Raw genomic sequence first — 20,750 nt, forward strand, 5'->3', positions numbered from 1 at the left:
ATAGAGGGTTCTTTTTGCTAACTTTCACGCACTGTCTATCTTACTATGCATCTTATGGGAGCCTGTTGCCAGGGTTGGCAACGTGCAAATTCAACGGACCTGAGATTGTGATGCCCCAGCCGGAAAACCGTAATTCGAAATGGAATCAGCGTGAGGAACTCACGTCTGAAGCGGAAACGGAAGCGGTCGACAGTGGGGAATACAGTGATCTCAGCGATGATTCTGCCCAGGAAGCGGACTGGTATTCACAGGAAATCGACGACGATGCCGACGAATACGACCTCTCTCTGAAGTTCGAAGATTTTGCTCCAATCTGGCTGCAGAAAGCCAAGTCGTTATACGACAGCAACCCGGAATGGTCAGTGGCTTCAGCCCTGGGTATCGTGGCATTGGTTCTGACCACCCTGCTCTTCCTATCGATGCCCGCGCCTTCGAAAGAACCGGTGGCCGCAGCTCCTGAAGCCGAAATTCCCTTTATTCTGGAACCGACGGTCACTTACCAGGACTTTGACTCGGAGCCCATTGATACACGTCTCGAAGTCGAACCGGACGCCGCTTTGCCCGTGGAGTTGATGGAGAGTGAACCGCTGCTGGTCTCTTTTGGAGAATTGCCAAACACTCTGGTAGAACACGCTGCACCCCGGGAAAGAATGCCGGAATTTACGCTGCCCGATTTCAACATCCCTCCCGAGCCTGCAGCGGCTGCGCCTGAACTGGCGATGAATGTACAACGAATTCAGATCATCGAACGAGAGATGCTCGATCCTGCGATTGACGAACCATTTCTGGTAGAAGCGAACCCAACGGCGATAGCGGATCCACAACAACTGGAACCAGGCGACCGACTGCTGTTTGATCGAAGCTGGCAGCGCATCGATCTCGTCCGGGCGGATCAACAGTCCGAGCCAGCCATTCGCCCCACCTTGTACCATGAGCGTTTTCCAGGAGGAGAACATGTGCAGGTGGGACGCGAGCAACCGCAGGAACGGAGCCGACTGGATCACCTCACTCGAGTGTCGGCACCGCGACAACAGGAAGAGCTAGAAATCGAAATCCGCAAGCAGGCTCCCCAGGAAGGGTCTTCTCAAAAACTGTTGACTTATTCCATTCTGGTTAAGAATGGAGGCAGCTCACCCGTCTATGATGTGCAGGTAGAAGAGACGATCTCCCCTACAACAAGTCTGGTGGATCTTTCACCGCCGGCTGAGGTCAATCAGAATCTGGTCACCTGGAAACTGGCGCAACTGGATGCCGGTGAAGAACGGGAACTACAGGTTAAAGTCTTTCCGAATCAGGAAGGTCAGGTACAGACCAGTTCTGCGATCCGCCTGGCCTCGAATGTGACTTCGGCCACCGAAATTACCGCCCCTGAACTGGCTCTACAGGTTAATGGTCCCGAAGCGGTCACCGCTGGTGAAGTATTCGCGATGGACTTTGTGATAACGAATGAGGGACAGCAGTCCCAGGCGGATGTGAGTCTGAATCTGGATCTTCCTGAAGGGCTCACGCACGACCAGGGACGTCAGTTGACTTTCAAAATTGATCAACTGGCAGGAAATGAATCTCGACGGTTGCGTGCCCGGGTGAAAGCAGTGAAGACTGGACAGGTCACCTCGCAGGCCGTACTCGTCCTGCAGGGGCGCTCACTGGAAGAAGCCGCTTTGCAGCAGGAAGTCAGTGCTCCCGCTCCTCAACCGGCTCAACCAGAGGCCAAACCTGCAACACCACAGCAACCGGCTGCTCCCGCGAAGCCAACTCCTCCCACGCCAGCACAGCCAGCTCCTGTAACGGCTCCCAACTGCCCCTGTCAGCCGCCTGTCTATTATCTGCCTGTTCCCTGGATGACCCCCTGAACAACGCAGAGTTGAATGGCTCTCCCGACTTCGGTTACTATCAACGCTGAACCCAGCATAGGAATGTAACCCTGGAATCAGTGGAGAACTCACCATGTCTGCCTGCCTCACCGTAATGTCGCCACGCCTGTTTCTACTTGGCCTGCTCGTATTTCTGGTGAATGATCACCAAAGCACTTCCGCATACGGACAGCAGCTGGATCGTAAACAGGGAGAGATGGCAGGAGAGGTCGATACCGGTTCCGTTATACTCCAGTCTCGACTGACGGCTCCTGAACTGGACGAAACGGGCGATGTTCCCGGCAGAGCGGGTGTGGGGCGTTTTGAAATCTCGACGGACAGGAGTTTCGCCAAATCGCGTTATACGGACTGGCTGACGGCCAAACCCGAATCTGACTTTATCCTGAAAACAAAAGTCACAGGACTCCAACCGGGAACCCGTTATTACTATCGCCTGCAGTTTGGTGCAACAGAGAACAAAACCGAAACGGGCCCCGTCAATACATTCGAGACGCTTCCCGCTCCCGAGACAGTAGCTGAAATGTCCTTCGTGGTCGTGACGGGAATGAATTATCGCGCCTTCTATAAAGGTCTTGCCGGGCGTCCCCCATACAAGAGGAAAGATCGCGATCTGGGGTTTCCGGCACTGGCCAGCATCCTCAAGCTCAAACCGGACTTTTTCGTAGGCACCGGGGATAACGTCTACTACGATCACCCTTACGACAATCCCGCCAGGACCCCAGCCGAGCTGAGAAAGAAATGGCACGAACAGTTCGTGCAGCCTCGTTATGTCGACCTGTTTGCTAATGTGCCGACCTATTGGGAAAAGGACGACCACGATTTTCGGTACAACGACTGTGACTTATCAAAGAAGAAGCGTGAGCCGGGAGTCGAACTCGGACTGGAAACCTTTCGCGAACAGGTGCCAGTCGTGGATCCGGATGAGAGTGATCCGATCACTTACCGTACCTATCGCATGGGCAAGCTGCTGCAGGTCTGGTTCACTGAAAATCGAGACTATCGCAGCAACAACCGCGACAAAGATGGTCCGGAGAAAACGATCTGGGGGAAGAAACAGCGTGCCTGGCTGCAGGAGACTCTGCAGAATTCAGACGCGACGTTCAAGGTGCTGATTTCTCCTACGCCAATGATCGGCCCCGATGGGAAAGGAAAAATTGATAACCACACCAACATCAATGGATTCCGCCATGAACGCGATTCGTTCTTTCAGTGGATTAAAGAGCAGAAGCTGGACCAGAACGGATTTTACATCGTGTGCGGCGATCGTCACTGGCAGTACCATTCGATTCATCCGACAGGTGTGGAAGAATTTTCCACCGGTGCTCTGGTTGATGCCAACTCGCGACTGGGAGTCGCCCCGGGAAACAAAAAGGGGACCGATCCGGAAGGCCTGGTCAAGCAGCCATACACTTCGAATCCGGCTTCGGGTGGTTTTCTGTATGTCAAAGTGACACCGGAGAAGGAAGATTCGAAAGCTCTGCTCCAGTTTCTGTTTTATGACGAGCAGGGTAAACTGCTGCATCAGGTCAATAAAACGCAGTCCCTGAAACACTGACATAGAGTGTTGAAGTTGCCTTGCATCCGGTGATTCACCAAAGCTAGCATAAATAAAGTCCGTTCCCGGAATGACACCTTACTGATTGAGTCGCACATATGAACCATGCCCTACGCCTCGCAAGTTTTCTGATTCTGACCGCCAGTCTCGTGGTCTGTCACATTGAAACGGTTTCTGCAGAGAATGGTTCACTCGGCACGATCAGCATCAGAGCCGGGAAGACTCCGCTGCAAAATCAACCGGTGAGCGTGGACCTGTCTGATTCCCAAGCGATGACTCAGCCGGTGCATCTGATCGATCCCGCTTCGCAGGAAAAGATTCCGGTTCAGATCGAAACCCGGGACGGGCAGCCGAGCCGACTCTGGTTGATTTATCCCGGCACACTGGCAGCCGGTGAGACAAAAACGCTGGATCTGAAAACGGGAGCGGTACCTGCGGCCCGCGAAGTGACGATCAAAGATACCGGCAAGGCCTACCAGATCATGATTGGTCAGCATGAGGTACTGGCCTACAACTACAAGCACGTTCCCGCGCCGAAAGACCTGCATCCGCTGTATGGCCGCAGTGCTCATATTCATCCGATCGTGACCCCAGGTGGCAAAGTCGTCTCGGATGAATTCCCTCCCGACCACGCTCACCAGAGTGGACAGTTTCTGGCGTATACCAAATGTATTTTTGAGGGACGCCCTACCAATTTCTGGGAGATCAAGAGTAATAAGGGGCGTGTACGGTTTCATAAACTGCTGTCAAAACAGTCAGGTCCGGTGTTCGGTGAATTACAGGTCGAACAGGAATTTGTCGACCTGACAGGAACTGCTGAAAAAGTCGCTTTGAAAGAGATCTGGACCATTCGTGTCTGGAATCAGCTGGAAGCGAATCCGGAATACTGGATGTACGACATCACCTCCAATGCACGCTGTGCATCTGACAGCCCGTTGCTCCTACCCGAATACCATTATGGCGGCATGGCGATCCGCGGTGGTCGGGGCTGGACGAAAGAGAACTGCCGTTTCCTGACATCGAATGGAAAAACCCGCGAAAACGGCAATCACGACCGCTCCCGGTGGTGTGATATTTCCGGACGGCAAACAGCCGATGAATCCTTCAGTGGCTTTACGATTTTAAGTCACCCACAGAACTTTCGCTTCCCGGAGCCGGTTCGCATTCATCCCTCGATGCCTTACATGGTTTTTACCCCCAGTGTGCTCGGCGACTGGAAAATAGAACCGGGGACGCCTAATATCAGTCGCTACCGATTTCTGGTTCACGATGGTCCGGCGCTCTCAAACACTGACCAACTCTGGAACAGCTATGCCCACCCACCCCAAGTCGCATGGAAACTGGCTGCTCCTACCGAAACTGAAAAATGAAAGTAACACAATGATCTGGGACCTGCACTGCCACCTCTCCGGGGTGGATGGAAAAACAGTCGATGAACGTATCGCCCAGTTGATGGTCTATGCTGACCGGATGGGCGTAGAACGCCTGGTCTTTTTTATGGGCTGGCCCTTTCTGATCGATCCGACGCCGAAACAGTTCCGTGAGCAGAACGATCAGGTCATGCAAGCCATCAGCCACTGGCACGATCGGGCGTTTGGCTTCGTCTATCTGAACGCCAAGTATGTGGATGAAAGTCTGGAAGAACTGGACCGCTGCGTGAAAAATGGTCCGATGATCGGTGTTAAGTTGTGGGTCGCTGCCCGCTGCAATGATCCTGCCATCGATCCGATTATCAAACGCGCGGGGGAACTCAAGGCCCTGATCTATCAGCATACCTGGTTTAAGACCGGTGGGAACCTGACAGGCGAATCAACGCCCAGCGACCTGGCCCTGATGGCAGCCCGACATCCCGAGATCCCCATCATCGCCGGGCACACAGGCGGCGACTGGGAACTGGGTCTACGGGCGATTCAGAACAGCCCGAATCTCTACGCGGGAATTGGTGGCTCCGATCCGACCGCTGGCATGACGGAGATGGCTGTCCGCACTTTGGGAGCGGAACGCGTGCTGTATGGCAGCGATATCGGCGGCCGCAGTTTTTCATCTCAACTGGCAAAGGTTCAGGGAGCTGATATTCCCGAAGTGTCTAAACGACTGATTCTGGGTGGTAACCTCAAGCGACTGTTGACCCCCATTTTGAATGAAAAGGGGATCAAAGTATGATTTATGACGTCAACGTTTATCTCTCACAGTGGCCGTTCCGCCGTCTGCCCAATGATGATACTGCTTCCCTGGTCAGAAAACTCAAACAGAATCAGATTCAGCAGGCCCTGGCCGGCAGTTTCGATGGGCTGCTCCACAAAGATCTGATGTCGGTGAATCAAAGGCTGGTTACAGAGTGTCAGACTAAAGGGGAAGGCATTCTGGTTCCCGTCGGCAGCATTAATCCGCGTCTCCCAGGCTGGGAAGCGGATGTCATCGCCTGTCACGAAAAGTGGAAGATGCCCGGCATCCGGCTGCATCCGAATTATCACGAATACGAACTCAGTGATCCTGCCGTGAAGAAGCTGTTTGCCCAGGCAGCCGAGCGTGGACTGTTCATCCAGATTGCCATGCGGATGGAAGACGATCGGACACATCATCCGCTGGTGCGCGTGCCCGATGTGAATTTTGAAGCCTTGCCGGGCCTGATGAAACAGCATGAACAGCTGCAAGTCACCATCTTGAATGGAATGAAGTCACTGCGAGGAGCGAAGCTGACCCGCTTGACGGAAAACCCGAATCTGACGATCGAGATCGCGATGCTGGAAGAAGTGGGCGGGATCGAGAAGCTGATGAAACAGGTTCCGTATCAGCAGATTCTGTTTGGTTCTTACTATCCATTTTTCTATCTGGAATCGAGCCTGAATAAACTGAGGGAATCTCAGTTGGGTCAGGAAATCGAAACCATAATTATCTGGGAGAATGCACAGGAGCGTTTTGTGCCGAAGCAATCATAAGATCTGTGCTTACTCGGTCCATTCCAGGTAGGGATCAAGGCCCATTTTATGAAACATCTCGATACGGAACTTTTCCTGCTTGAGCATATCACGCCGCTGTTTGCGATGCAGCTTTTCGAGGAAGTCCTGCGTCTTCTTGAAAAACGAAATCCAGCCGGGTGACAGTTCGCCTCGTTCATCGGCTTTCGCAGAACGGATGATCTGATTCAGCTGGTTCAATTCCAGACAGCGGAGCAGTTCATCCTCGAGAGAGAGGAAGAACTGATAATGCCCAGGGTCACCTTGACGAGCAGAACGACCGATTAACTGACGGTCGATACGGGCCGAGGTATGCATTTCCGTAGCGATCACATGCAGACCGCCATTTTCGCGAACGATATCTTTGAGCAGGATGTCGGTCCCCCGCCCGGCCATGTTGGTGGCGATCGTCACGCGGGCAGGTTCGCCCGCTTTTTTGACGATCTCAGCTTCCTGTTCGTGATACTTGGCATTCAGAATCTGATGCGGAATCGCCTTCATCGCCAGCAGATCTCCCAGTTCTTCGGAGGCTTCCACCGAGGGGGTTCCGACCAGAATGGAACAACGTTTTTGACGCAGTCGTTCGATTTCTTCGACCACCGCCATCCGCTTGGCCTGCAGTGTTTTGAAGACGCGGGGAGGACTTCCTTTCCGCAGACAGGGGCGATGGGTGGGGATCGATGTCACTGAGACTTTGTAGGTTTTTCGAATCTCCCGTTCTGCCAGGGCTGCGGTTCCAGTCATCCCAGCCAGGTGGGCGTAGTTCTGGAAGAAGCTCTGCACAGTAATCCGCGCTGCCTGACCTGTGGCTGCGGTAATTGGAACATGTTCCTGAGCTTCGATGGACTGATGCAACCCGTCCTGCCATTTACGGCCTTCCATCATACGGCCCGTAGATTCATCGACGATGACCACTTCATCATTCACGACCACGTAATCGCGATCTTTCAGAAAGCCGAAGCGGGCGATCAGCGACTGTTCGACCTGTTTGTAGATGCGTTCGGTGTCGATCGAATCCAGCAGCGAAGGCTTGGGCATCAGCAATACTTTGCGACAACCCTGATCAGTCAGATAAGCAGACCGTTTTTTGGGCTCGTAAACGTAATCGACTTCAGATTCCAGTTGATGCGTGGCCCGGTTGCTCCAGCGGAAGAGGTTTACGGAAGCCGCATCGTTGGGCTGAATCAGACCGATAATCAGCGGTGTCCGGGCTTCATCGATCAGCACACTGTCTGCTTCGTCAATCAGGGCGAAGTAATTTCCCCGCTGAACCAGTGGTTCCTTGCCCGAAGATTTGTGATTAGAAATGGCCTGCTCTAACTGCCCCGGGGCACTGGCTCCAATGCGAATGCGATCCCTGAGAAAGTCAAAGCCCATTTCATTGGCGGTGCCGTAGGTGACATCGAGACCGTAGGCAATGCGTCGATCTTCGTCTTCCATATCAGAGGTGATACAACCAACGGATAATCCGAGTTTATTGAAAACAGGTCCCATCAGCTCTGAGTCACGTTTCGCCAGGTAATCGTTGACGGTCACCACATGACAGCCCTTGCCCATTAGCGCTCGCAAATAAGCGGGGAGCACTGCTGTCAGCGTTTTTCCTTCCCCGGTCTGCATCTCGGCGATGCCCCCTTCAAAGAGCGCGATTCCCCCCATTAGCTGTACAGGGAAATGGGCCATTTTCAGGGTTCGCCAGGCCGATTCCCGTACCAGGGCATACGCCTCGGGCATGATTCTCTTGAGTGGCTCACCCGACTTGGCGCGCCAGCGCAATTCCAGAGAATAGCGTTCGAGCTCGTCATCAGTCACTGTCTTCAACGCTTCCCCACGCTTAATAATCTGATTAGCCTGGGCGCGCCAGCGGGAGAGCCGGGATTTAGCAGGGCGAAATCCGGTTTTCATCCAATGATAGCTGTGCGAAGAGATGCTCAAGTTGCCTCCCGGAATGTTTGAAACACAAATCTGAGTATCAGTCAGCCGCCTGTTGGTCTCTGAAACACATGTAAAGGCGATGGTTACTCAACTGAAAGACGCTTCTGGACGTGAAAGATAACGCTGAATGTCAAAGCGAAAACTCAGAGAATCTGAGGGCCTGCCTCATGATTCCTATTCCCAACAGAGAGATGTAAATCTCTATGGAATAGACACTTATCCTCATAAACATCCAATAAATCTGTCCAGTTTAAGCATCATTTTATCCAATGAACGGATCTACAACCAAACAAAAAAGTGAAAAACCCAACCCGGTCTTTAAAATGGTTTCACCACGATAAGTTGTTACGGTCCGTTGACTTAAATCAACATTTCGCATCATGTTCAGCAGGTAAATGTTAGATCGAAGTCAACCAATCGTCATATTCGGTGCAGATTGTTTTTTGACTACGTCATATAGAAACAGAACACCCATTCGGTACAATTACCCTAAAGAATGAAAACATTCCAATTTACCTGTTTTTTTAGGTAGTGCCCCTGCTTTAAAATCAGGACCTGAACATGCAGGTTCTGATCCCCTGCAGTCGCCATCCGCCAGAGGACTGAATTCTTAAGACACCCCTGACTGACTCATACACTAAAGATACCGAATACATGATCTCAAAATTGATTGATAATCTGTGGAGACCACGCCGACACCAGCACCATCGTCGGCTCAAAAAAACAACGGCTCCACTGGCAGCAACTGAGAAGCTGGAAGACCGGACCCTGCTCAGTGGTCAGGACCTGATCGCGTTTGGACAGGCTTTAGCTGCAGCGAACGTCACTCTGTATGGTGCAGTCTGGGATGCCGATACGACAGCACAAAAAGCGTTGCTGGGTGATGGCGCGACTTATATTAATTTTGTCGACATTACAGACAACGAACGCAATCTGAATGGCAGTGCTGCTGACGTGGGTATCAGCGATGTACAGGACCTGCGCCCCATCTGGAGACTGAACAACGGTACGTTAATCGAAGGCAGTTCCATTAACAGTCTGCAGGATCTGGCAACGGCAACTGGAATCGCGATCACGAATTCGGAAGGTCCTTATCTCAAAGACATTCCCACTCAAAATCTGTTTGCCAATACCGGCCTGCATGTTGCCCTGGATGGATTCGATCCCGACGGCGGACCATTGACGTACACGATAGAGAGTAGCAATCCGAATGTCTCCGCACGCTTACTGACTGGAAATCGCAGTTTGCGCATCAACGTCGCAGGCTATGGGGAGATGATTTTTGAACTGTTCGAGGGGAGAGCTTCCCGCGCTACCGACCGGATCATTCAGCTCGCACAGGAAGGCTTCTACGATGGTGTCAGCTTCCACCGGATCATCAATGATGCCATCATTCAGGGGGGAGATCCCACTGGAACCGGCGCTGGCGGTTCTACCTATGGTTCATTCGACGATCAGTTTCATCCCGAATTACAACACGTGCAATCCGGCCTGCTCTCGATGGCCAAAGCACAAGACGACACCAATAACTCCCAGTTCTTCATCACGGATCGCCCGCTTCGCAGACTCGACTATCAACACACTATTTTCGGTTTCCTGACCGAAGGCGACGATGTTCGCAATGCCATCAACGATGTGAAAGTGATCAATACGGACGATCCGCTTTTTAATATCACCATGGACAGCGTGGAAGTCTTTTCTGACTTTGAAAATGCCACGCTCTTCTTAAATGCTGCCGAAGGTTATAGCGGTTCATCCACGATCACGGTGACCGTCACCGACCAGGATGGAAATCAGCAGCAGCGACAGTTCCAGGTCAATGTGGCACCGGATACGATCGACCCTCCCTATCAGGACCAGGTCACCGGCAACATTATTTTTGATGCTTCAGATGCCAACCCTTACCTGGCAGATATTCCCACTCTGCAAGTCAGGGCCGGAGAATCCATTCAGTACCAGTTGCAGGCCATCGACGTCGATGCGACGGCTCCCAACAACGGGGTCCCAGTCTATATGAATCAGGATCTCCTCTCTGATTATGGTTTGTACATTCCGGTTACGGCCCCTGCGGGACTGATTAATACCATTGACCTGAACAACCAGGGAATCCTGACGATCAGCCCCAATGCCGGGCTGGCACCAGGCATCTACCAGTTAACCGTGGCAGTTGGATTTCAGACCAGTGCGATTGACTACCAGGTCGTGACGGTCGTAGTGACCGAACCTCCCGTTGCCAACAACGATTTTGTCGCCCTGCAGGGAGATACTCCCGCGTCGTTCGATATCTTCGCGAATGATACAGACAGTGATGGCAGCATCGATGAACAATCCGCGGAAATCATCTCTCAGCCCACACATGGTACTGTTACGCTGGTGCAGGTTGGCGAAGATGATTACGAAATTCAGTATACGGCAGACGGCTCTGGTTACATGGGTCTCGACTCCTTTACCTATCGAGTCGCAGACAACCTGGGCGCCTACTCGAATGTCGCTACCGTACAGTTTTCGATTGCCCCCGAGGGAGTGATTCTGGTCACCAATCTGACCGATACTTCTCCCAATAACCGGGTGACTTTACGCAGAGCGATTCAGGCAGCCAATTCAGACACGAGCATCGGTGTCGCCCCCGCGGGGAATGGCGCAGACATCATCATGTTCGACCCTGCTCTGTTCAATGGCACTGCAAAAACACTGATTATTTCTCAAGACCTTGAGATCACAGACTCGCTCACAATCATCGCTCCGACTTCTGCAGAAGGGGCTCCGCTACTGACTATCGACGCATATCAGAATGATCGGCACTTCCTGATCGATGACGGTCTGGAAAGCGATCTTGTAGTGAGACTGGAAAACCTGAAACTGACCAAGGGTAATCTCGGCGATAACGGGGCATCAATCTTTAACGCCGAAAACCTGGTGATCACAAATAGCGAAATCACCAATAACCAAAGTACCTCCGGACTGGGCGGTGCCATCTACAATACGGGACATCTGGAAGTCTATGACACCCTGTTCCAGTCCAATCTTTCTCTCTACTCTTCTGGAGGGGCGATCGTCAGTCAGTCTGGTACTGTAATTTTGAATGGAAGTACGGTGAACCAGAATACCGCAGAGGGATTTGGAGGCGGTATCTATGCCATCAATTCCGATGTCACGCTGATTAACAGCACGCTATCGACAAATGTCAGCGCAAGCGGAGGGGGAGGCGGCCTCTATCAGAACGGTGGTACTCTGACGATCAACGGATCGCTCATCACCGACAACACCACTGGAGCCGCCACCGATGGTGCAGGGCTCTACCTCTTCGATCTCACAACCACAATTACCGATTCCACCTTTTACCTGAACCGCAGCTCTGGTTCCGGGGCCGCCATCAGACAGTCAGACGGATCGCTGACCGTTCGCAGCAGTACGTTTTATGACAACTCGGCACTGTTTGGGGACGGGGGAGCAATCTCATCAGGAGCCCTGACAACATTGCTGGTCAACATCACCCTGTCCGGGAATACAGCCAGCAGCAGCGGTGGGGGCATCTACTTCTCCAATCCGGTTGATTTCGACAGTGCCATTATCAGCAACAGCACCATAGCGAATAATACCGCAAACCAGGATGGAGGCGGCCTCTTTTCCTCGTTCGATGTAATTACGCTGAACAACACAATTGTTGCCGACAACTCTGCTTCCAGTTCAGGCGATGACATCAGTGGCTACGTGAACGGGTCTTACAGCCTGGTGGAATCGACGTCTGGATTTACCAATCAGGGATCGAATTTTATCACCGGCCAGGACCCCGAACTGCTGCCCCTCGCCGATAACGGTGGTTCCACTCTGACTCATGCATTGACGACAACCAGTGTCGCCATCGATGCTGGTAATCCCGCCTTTGATCCCAGTGCGTTTACTCCCGAACTGACTCTGGATCAGCGTGGTTCTGCCCGTGTTGCCGACGGTAATAACGATACCATCAGCCGCGTTGATATCGGAGCCTATGAGGCAGAATCAGTTCTCGCTTCAGCAGACATGACCGTGAAATGGAAAGCCACCAGTACTGGTAGCGAAGGGCAAGTCGGCTCCCTGCCAGCCAACGTGGATTTCCTGGACGAGTTCAGTCCGGTCACCGTCGAGATCTGGGTGAGCATTACTAATTCCACTCAAAATGGCGTTGCATCAGCTGCCGTAGACTTCAGCTTTGATGCGACTTATCTGACAGTAGAATCAATCGTATACGGCGCCGGATTTACTCAAAACCAGACCGGGGCCATCGACAATGAAAACGGGACCATCACCGGCCTGGGGGCTTCCAGCGAATTGTCTGCTTTGGGAGCAGAAACTCTCGTGCTACTGGCGCGTGTGAACCTGTCCGTCAAACCGATCGACCTCAACGCCGACGGGCAGTACATGCAGCCTGTGGGCAATGTGGACTTTGAGATTTCGAACAGTGTCATTAACTCTGCTGTCGGAGCCGCAATGGTGACGGAAGGTGCAGCGGTGAATCTGACTCTGGTCCCAGCGCTCTACGACCTGAATGACAGTGGCAAGATTGATTTTGGAGACCTGCTTCTATTCGTTTCTGTCTACAATAAAACCACCGGTGCTCAAGGAGCGGACGCCACCTGGGCCTCCGACTTTGACCGTTCAGGTAAAGTCGATTTCAAAGACCTCACCCTGCTGGCTGCCAATTACAATAAGGTAAAAGGGGGCAGCAGTTCCTTTGTCTATCCGACCAACTTCAGTGAAGTCTGGCAACAAAACAACCTGGTCACCGCAATCATCAATTCAGAAAATGACAACACGCAACCATTGACCAGTGAAGAGGCCGCGCCGGTCCTCGAAGCTGCGAAACAACAGGTCGCCGCCAGTTCTGATGAGATTACCATTGAACAGCTCAATGACGTCAAACTGGAGATAGTCGAACTGCCGGGAAATCAGCTGGCCAAAGCTGACTCTTCCACCAATACAATCTACCTGGATGTTAACGCCGCAGGCTGGGGCTGGTTCGTCGACAGCTCGCCATTCTCGAATAGCGAGTTCGATGCCACCGAAGACCCCAGAATCTTCTCAGCGGGCCTCCTGAGTGCTGCCAGCGGTCAGATCGACCTGCTGACCGTTCTGTTGCACGAGCTCAACCACCTGCTGGGACACGAACATAACTCTGATGCCCCCATCATGGAGCCAGTTCTGGAAACAGGTGAACGCAGACTGCTGGATTACGGGAACTCAGAAGCCACCGATGAATTTTTCGGAAGTTATCTGGATCCTGAATTCGGGGGGATTATCTAATGGCTCCGTCCGAGTTTCGAGGAACCTGTTTTTTTAAGAGGAATCTACCTTGTTAACGGTGAGAATTCGTAAGTTCAGACGTCCAGAAGATAATGGTTCTGCGCGGTACGTTCGTCAAAACCTGAATCAACGGCTGCTTTTCGGTCGATCTTTTTTATCTTTTACTTGACATACGTAGTTTTGCTGCTGCACAATCGGTGGTAACTTTGCCCATTTTAACACTTAATCGTCGGTGTTAACTTGGGAAAACATGTGATGGGAAGCGAGCCCAGGCTCAGCCATCAGGAATAACGGAAACACTTAATTCGTTTTGCAACAAAGAGTTAAGCAACCTCTTCAAGATAAGCGACTCGCTGAAAACAGCTGACCTGTTTTGGCATGATATGGAAAGATGCAAATGATGTTTATGAGAACTAAACGTCGTCACCAGCCTGGTCGAATTGGTTCATTTCTTCAACGTTTACGTAGAGGTCGTGCTCGACGTTTGAAGAATCTACGACTGAACGCAACAGTCCACTCCTATTCGACCGTAGAAAATCTGGAAGACAGAACACTCCTGTCGGCTGTTAATTCACTCATCGATCCCAACGTCTATGATTCTCCCGCCGATTTCAATCCTGATGATTACGGCACCGGAATCAACAACTCACCCAACCGGGGTTTGACCAACCAGACGCAGTCGCAACAGCGATCACAGGCCACTGTGACTGAGGAGGACAAACAGAAACAGGAAAATGACCTGGGCCAGGTAGACGCTCCCAGCAATCCCTCTCAGTTTTCTGTCAATGAGGGAGAAACCATCGGCACGACTGGGACCAATGACGATATTGGTTCAGCCCAGTTGATCTCCGGCCTGGGTACAGGTATTGACGATGAGTATGACGCCGATATTAAAGGCTATCTCGCTAACGCCACTGTAAACACATTCCGGTCACCATTTCCCGAAGATGATGGCTCCATTCTGCTGGCCAACGATTTGGGGATCCTCCCTGGACAACAGATTTCGATTTTCAACGCTCAACTGGGTGATGGCCCTCATGGAAGTGCTGGAACCGGCACAGGTGACTTCGACTTCTATCAGATTAGTGGTGTTCAGGCGGGCGACCGACTCTCAGTCTCTGTGAGAGACTCCACTCAGTTCTTCAACCTGGATCCCATTGTGGCGATCTATACCAGTTCCGGATTCCAGGTTGCGTATGATGACGATGGTGGTACTTCCCTCGACAGTTTGCTGGAATACACGGCAACACTCGATGGTGATTACTACATCATGGTCTCCAGCTTCTATACAGGCACTCCGAATGATCCTTTCGATGAAACCAGTGGAAATGGTGCTGGAACTAACTCGCGGGCCGAAGGGGCTTACGATCTGACAGTCGGTCTGAACATACAGGATGTGGATTACTTTGCAGTCGAACTGGAAGCAGGCGACATTCTGGGAGCCAACGTAACCGGCGCAGCCCAGACGGTTTCCATGTATGGCCCCAGTGGCGGTCTGATTCAGCAGTCGTCTTTCTACCTGTCAGATCTTTACCCTGCTGACAGTCCCCTGCCCGGCGATGGTAACGCCGCGGCCTCCTTCGTGGCTCCAGTAGCCGGAACTTATTATGTGGGGATAACGGGTGATGTCGGGCTCTATGATCTCCAGTTGCGAGTTTTCCGTCCCGAGTTGGAAACCCAGATGCCCGGCGCTATCCAGACACTGTACATCGATTTTGATGGGGCAGAAGTCGATCCTTCCATCTTTGACAGTTTCCAGGCTTCACGTACTGCTACCATGTCCCCCTTAAGCTCGTTCCTGGGGAACTGGGGGCTCACCGCTGCTGATGAGGAAGCGGTCATCCGGGCTATTATGGCCACTGTGGAAGAGAATTTTGCTGACCTCGCATCGGCCAACAATGGTGATTTTGCTACCACCAACAATCCGGGTGACTACGGAATTCGCATCTTAAACAGTTTTGATAACCCCGGTCTCGACGAAACCAATACCCCGAATCTCAGCCGTGTGATTGTCGGGGGAACGATCAACGAACTGGGTATCGGTACCATCGGTATCGCTGAGTCGATCGATGTTGGTAACTTTGATACAACTGAATCGGCTGTCGTGCTTCTGGACCTGCTCAGCAGCACGAACCCGGCAGACCCCAACTCATTGAATAATATCGTCCGTAACTTTACCTCCAGTATTGTCGATTTGATTGGTGTCGCTGTCGGTAATATTGTGACTCACGAAGCAGGTCACTTCTTCGGCCTGTGGCACACCTTGAATTACGTTTCACCATCACAAATTATTGACCAGGGTGGCAATCTCGCCAACACAATCGGACTTGGCAACGATAATTTCTTCGGTACCGGTGACGATATTGATGTCGATTTCAATGTGGGTTTCCTGAATGACTTCCTGGGAACTCAGGACAGCCCCAACACACTGGCCTTTGGCCTGTCTACAGGAGCGTTCTACGGTATTGATTACGGCGATGCTCCTGCCCCCTACCCCACACTGGAAGCAGACGATGGTGCTCGCCATGACCTCGCAGGCGGCTTAACACTGGGCGCTTCCATCGACTTTGAAGACGATGGTCTGCCCAGCCTGGATGCTTCCGGTGACGGTGCAGACGACGATGGCATTGTCTTCCTCGATCCCAACGGAAATATCACCAACGGCATTTCCATCAGCGATAACATTGCCACTGTCGAAGTAACCGTCAACGGTGCTGGTTATCTCCAGGGCTGGATCGATTTCAATGGCAACGGTGCCTGGGAAGCCAGCGAGCAGATCTTCACAGACGAGTTCCTCACTGCAGGCACCCACCAGTTGTCCTTCAGTGTCCCTCAGGGCGTGGGTGAATTCGTGATTGGCGAAACATTCGCACGCTTCCGTTTCAGTACACAGACCGGACTGGGTGTAACCGGTTATGCTCCTGACGGGGAAGTCGAAGACTATCGACTCGAACTGACGGCTTCCCGTTACGGAACGATCGTCTTTGATGACGCTACCTACGACTCAGGTGATCTGATCACAATCACTGTCACCGATGGCGATCTGCTGGGAGCAGGTACAGTCGATGTGACTGTCACATCAACCGGCGGTGACCAGGAAAACGTCACTTTGACAGAAGTCGGTTTCGGAACCTTCACAGGCACGATCAACTCTTCACCGGGCACACTGGTTGTCGGTGACGGCATTCTGCAGGTCGTCTTTGGTGAAACAATCACCGCGGCTTATGCTGACGCTGACACAGGAGAAGGTCAACCCGGTAACTACCTGGGTGACTTCGTCTCCACCAACCTGAACAGTCCGCGTGATCTGGTCTTCGGCCCCGATGGCGATCTCTACGTCAGTAACGGCTTTGAAGGCTCAGACGGATCCGATCATACGGTCGAGCGGTTCGATGGCCAGACAGGTGAGTCCCTCGGCTCCTTTGTGATCCCTGGCTCAGGTGGCATCGACGTTCCCAACGGTCTGGTATTCGGACCGGATGGAAACCTTTATGTCGCCAGTTCTGATACAGGACAGATTCTGCGATACGACGGCCAGACCGGTTCGATTATTGGCTCAGGTGTCTTCGCTTCCGGTGGTGGTCTGGTTCAACCCCGCTTCATTACCTTCGGTCCTGGTTCCGCACCTGGTATCCCCGACCTCTATGTTGCCGACACCGGCTTCCTGCGTGATCGAATTTTACGCTATGACGGTCTGACGGGCGCATTCATCGAAGAATACGTTGCCCGCAGTGAAGGTGGCATGGGCAAACCCTATGGCATGGCCTTCGACAGCAGCGGAAATCTGTATGTCGCCAGCTTCAATACCAATGAGATTCTGAAGTTCGATTCCAATGGAGACCCAGTTCTCGGCGGCCCATTCATTGCTGCTGGAACAGGTGGGCTCGCAAACCCACGCGGGATTACAATTGGTCCGGACGGACTCCTGTATGTCGCCAACGGTGCCACCGAAAGCATTCTGCGATTTGATCCCAACACGGGTGCATTCGTTGATAATTACACCTTCAACGCCACCATCCAGTTGCCTTACGGCCTCACCTTCGGACCGGATGACAACCTTTATGTGGTTGATACCGACCTGGGTAAAGTCCTGAAATTCGCTGGTCCATTCGGTACCTCAACAGCACGTGTGATTACAGACACGGCTCTGATCGTTGCCAGCAACGGCGTCGATTACGGTGATGCTCCCGCTTCATTCCCGGTACTCGATGCCGAAAATGGTGCCAAGCATGCAATCAATAACTACACGAACCTCTATCTCGGTGCCGGCGTCACTGCTGAAGCCGATGGACAGGAATCTGCGACAGCGAGCCTGGACACTGATGACGGCATCCTGCTCAACCCGATTATTGCCGGTGATACTTCTACATCGATCACCATCATCTCATCCGGGACAGGCTTTATGGATGCCTGGATCGACTTCAATGGGGATGGCGACTGGGACGATCCAGGTGAGCAGATTCTCTCCAGCCAGGCAGTTGTTGCTGGTGCTAATTCTGTTTCCATTGCAGTCCCTCTGGGTGTGACTGTCGGTGATGTTGCAGCCCGCTTCCGCTTAAGTTCGGCTGGTGGATTATCGACCACGGGTGCAGCAGCGGACGGGGAAGTCGAAGACTACCTGGTCACGGTCGTGCCGCAAGGTTTCACCGGCCTGCTGCCCGATCCGAACCGACCTGGAAAGTCAGCTCTGTTCATCACTGGTACTCAGGCAAATGATATCATTCTGCTCTCGCAGACCTACCAGACCAATATCGTTCAGGTTCGCCTGAATGGCGTCAACCTGGGTGAGTTCGCTCCCACGGGTGGCGTTTATGTCTGGGGCCTGGGCGGAGATGACCAGATTATTGCCGACGACACCTTCTACAACCGCGAATCAATGTTCTTCGGCGGACTGGGTAACGACTACCTCGTCGGCGGCTGGGGCAACGATGTTCTGATCGGTGGTGCAGGTAACGATACCATCGAAGGTGGCCCTGACGGCTATGACATCCTGATCGGTGGCCTGGGTTCTGACTTTCTGCGTGGGCATAACGAAGCTCTCTACACCGACTATGGTCAGAATGGTGACATCCTGATTGGTGGAGCAACAGTCTATGACAATGGCCTGGCACAACTGTTTGCGATCTACCAGGAATGGATTTCTGCCGATCCGTTTGGAGACCGGGTTGCCAGCATCAGTACTCGCGTTGATAACGCATCCCTGGGCGTAAATAACGTTCGCCTGGATGATACGACTGTCTTTGACGACGGCGAACTGGACCAGCTCTACGGTGCCGTGGCCCGTGGTGATGACTGGTTCCTGCTTGATCTCGGTTACGATATCAACAACGCCGGTGCTCACGATGTCCGGCAGTAAACCAACTACCCCACGTTAACCACACAGCCCCTGAGAAATTCATTTTTCAGGGGCTGTGTTTTATTAATTCTGGCGTCTAACCTACCAGCGTTCGACGGGACCGTTGGGGGTTTTGACCAAAGCAGTGGGAACAGAGGACTCGCGTTCTCCATGACGTTCGCGGATCTGGTTCACGATCTCCTGAAACTCATCCGCAGATTCCAGGCGACGCAGACGGTCTTCCAGATCTTCCGGAATTCCGAGGCGGGCACCGTACCAGGCGGCAAACTTCCGTATCAGCTGGCAGCCATAGTTGTCATAATGATCGATCATCAGACGGAAATGATGCTCAAGAAACGCGATCTGTTCCTCGCGGTCCGGTTCTTCAACAGGCTGATCTCCTTTGAGTGTCATCTCAATCTTGCGAAAGATCCAGGGATCCATCATCGCACCCCGGCCAATTGAAACAGCTTCACAACCCGTTTCTTCACGCATACGGAAAGCATCTTCGACCGTACAGACATCTCCGTTGCCGATCACCGGAATCTCCTGTACCGCTTCCACCGTCTGTCGGATGCCATCCAGATCGACACTGCCGCCAAATCCCTGATTACGGGTCCGTCCATGAATCGTAATCGCAGCGACACCCGCCTGCTCAAATTCCCTCGCGAGTAACGGCGCGGTGATCGAATCCCGGTCCCAGCCCAGTCGCATCTTAACGGTAACTGGCAGCGAAACCGCATCTACGACGTCTGCCACCATCTGACAAGCTTTTTCCGGGGAGCACATGATCCGTGCCCCACCGCCGCTGCCGTTGATTTTCGCCATGGGACAGCCCATGTTCAGGTCAACCGCCTCATAGCCGGCTGTTTCCAGCCAGCGGGCGGCTTTGACGAGTTCCTCAGTCACTCCACCAAAGATCTGTACTGTTAAAGGACGATCAGCAGAGGACGTCTTGAGCAATGCCTTTGATTTCCGACTGCCAGCGAGCAGATGCGAAGCCAGCACGAGATCGGTCGTACAGAGTCCTACGCCTCCGAGACGGCGTAAAGCGACACGAAAGGCGTGCTGCGTATATCCGGCCAGAGGAGAGAGAAAATAGCGGGAACTCAGCGTGCGATTCCCAATCCGGATTTCGGGAGATTCGACAGTACTCCACTTGATCAGAGACATAAGATTTGACGTTTTCTTTCCAAATGCGTTTCAGCTGACTAACGGCAACAGGTTTTCCAGGGGTAATCCTACTACATTGGTCAGGCTGCCTTCAATTCGCTTTACAAAGATACTGCCTGCCCCCTGAACCGCGTAGCCCCCTGCTTTACCTAGTGATTCTCCCGTTGACAGGTACCAGTCCAGATACTTGAGTACATGCGACCGCTCGTGAAACGTGACCAGCGTCTCACAAAATCCAGTCTGGATGCCTGTAGAGGAACGTAAACAAAGTCCGGTAATCACCCGATGGGTCTTGCCTGCAAAATCGTTTTCAAACCAGTCCCGCACTGCCAGCTCCCAGCCGGAACCGGTTGGGGGCTGGCCCAGAACTACAAAATGCCCCGGTTGTCGCTCTACAACAACAATGGTATCCGAAGTTAACAATAGAACCTGACGCAGATCCCCGTTGCACGACTGTGCGAACACGTCTTCATTCTTAGCCAGGCAGATTTCTGCCAGCTGTTCTTTAATCGAAGACAGATCATGCAGTCCTTCAAACCCCGCCTCCTCAGGATTGAGAGGAGGGACCACTTCGATCGCCGATTCAGGCACCAGCTGCATCAGCAGCTCTCTGCGTCGGGGAGAACGGGAGCCCAAAATCCATT

At 52.7% G+C, this 20,750-nt stretch carries 10 protein-coding genes; 7 read left to right on the top strand and 3 right to left on the bottom strand.

Translation table 11 applies throughout. The features are described 5' to 3' along the window. Positions 1 to 110: 110 nt before the first annotated feature. The 5 genes from HG66A1_RS22090 (at position 111) to HG66A1_RS22110 (ending at position 6,368) form a co-directional block, all read left to right on the top strand. A complete protein-coding gene (locus HG66A1_RS22090) occupies positions 111 to 1,853 on the top strand; it encodes a DUF11 domain-containing protein (RefSeq protein WP_145189116.1) in 1,743 nt (580 codons plus the stop codon). A gap of 94 nt (positions 1,854 to 1,947) precedes the next feature. Next, positions 1,948 to 3,429, top strand: coding sequence for an alkaline phosphatase D family protein (locus HG66A1_RS22095; protein ID WP_232106640.1), 1,482 nt, complete (start codon positions 1,948 to 1,950; stop codon positions 3,427 to 3,429). 98 nt (positions 3,430 to 3,527) lie between these two features. After that, a complete protein-coding gene (locus tag HG66A1_RS22100) occupies positions 3,528 to 4,799 on the top strand; it encodes a PmoA family protein (RefSeq protein ID WP_145189119.1) in 1,272 nt (423 codons plus the stop codon). Further along, on the top strand, positions 4,741 to 5,592 hold the full coding sequence (locus HG66A1_RS22105) for an amidohydrolase family protein (RefSeq protein ID WP_232106641.1): 852 nt from the start codon (positions 4,741 to 4,743) through the stop codon (positions 5,590 to 5,592). The genes HG66A1_RS22100 and HG66A1_RS22105 overlap by 59 nt, the downstream gene beginning before the upstream one ends. Further along, positions 5,589 to 6,368, top strand: a complete 780-nt coding sequence (locus HG66A1_RS22110; RefSeq protein WP_145189122.1) for an amidohydrolase family protein — start codon at positions 5,589 to 5,591, stop codon at positions 6,366 to 6,368. Before HG66A1_RS22105 ends, HG66A1_RS22110 begins: the two co-directional genes overlap by 4 nt. A 9-nt stretch (positions 6,369 to 6,377) precedes the next feature. On the opposite strand, the gene HG66A1_RS22115 is transcribed toward HG66A1_RS22110, so the two are convergent. Continuing rightward, positions 6,378 to 8,318 carry a translocase gene (locus HG66A1_RS22115; RefSeq protein ID WP_145189125.1) on the bottom strand — a complete coding sequence of 647 codons (1,941 nt, stop codon included), beginning with the start codon at positions 8,316 to 8,318 and terminating at the stop codon, positions 6,378 to 6,380. A gap of 654 nt (positions 8,319 to 8,972) precedes the next feature. Here HG66A1_RS22115 and HG66A1_RS22120 point away from each other — a divergent pair. Beyond that, complete coding sequence (locus tag HG66A1_RS22120; RefSeq protein ID WP_145189128.1) at positions 8,973 to 13,598, top strand: peptidylprolyl isomerase; 4,626 nt, start codon at positions 8,973 to 8,975, stop codon at positions 13,596 to 13,598. A gap of 484 nt (positions 13,599 to 14,082) precedes the next feature. Beyond that, the gene (locus tag HG66A1_RS32725; protein ID WP_197996744.1) at positions 14,083 to 18,954 is read left to right on the top strand and encodes a GEVED domain-containing protein; all 4,872 of its coding nucleotides are present in this window, start codon (positions 14,083 to 14,085) and stop codon (positions 18,952 to 18,954) included. 81 nt (positions 18,955 to 19,035) lie between these two features. On the opposite strand, the gene HG66A1_RS22130 is transcribed toward HG66A1_RS32725, so the two are convergent. Together HG66A1_RS22130 and HG66A1_RS22135 are read right to left on the bottom strand one after the other, a co-directional pair. Beyond that, positions 19,036 to 20,106 carry a tRNA dihydrouridine synthase gene (locus HG66A1_RS22130; RefSeq protein WP_145189134.1) on the bottom strand — a complete coding sequence of 357 codons (1,071 nt, stop codon included), beginning with the start codon at positions 20,104 to 20,106 and terminating at the stop codon, positions 19,036 to 19,038. Positions 20,107 to 20,136: 30 nt separating this feature from the next. After that, entirely contained in the window at positions 20,137 to 20,742 is a 606-nt protein-coding gene (locus HG66A1_RS22135; RefSeq protein WP_197996745.1) for a Maf family protein, read from the bottom strand. Positions 20,743 to 20,750 lie beyond the last annotated feature (8 nt).

Source organism: Gimesia chilikensis, assembly GCF_007744075.1.
GTDB classification, from domain to species: Bacteria; Planctomycetota; Planctomycetia; order Planctomycetales; family Planctomycetaceae; genus Gimesia; species Gimesia chilikensis_A.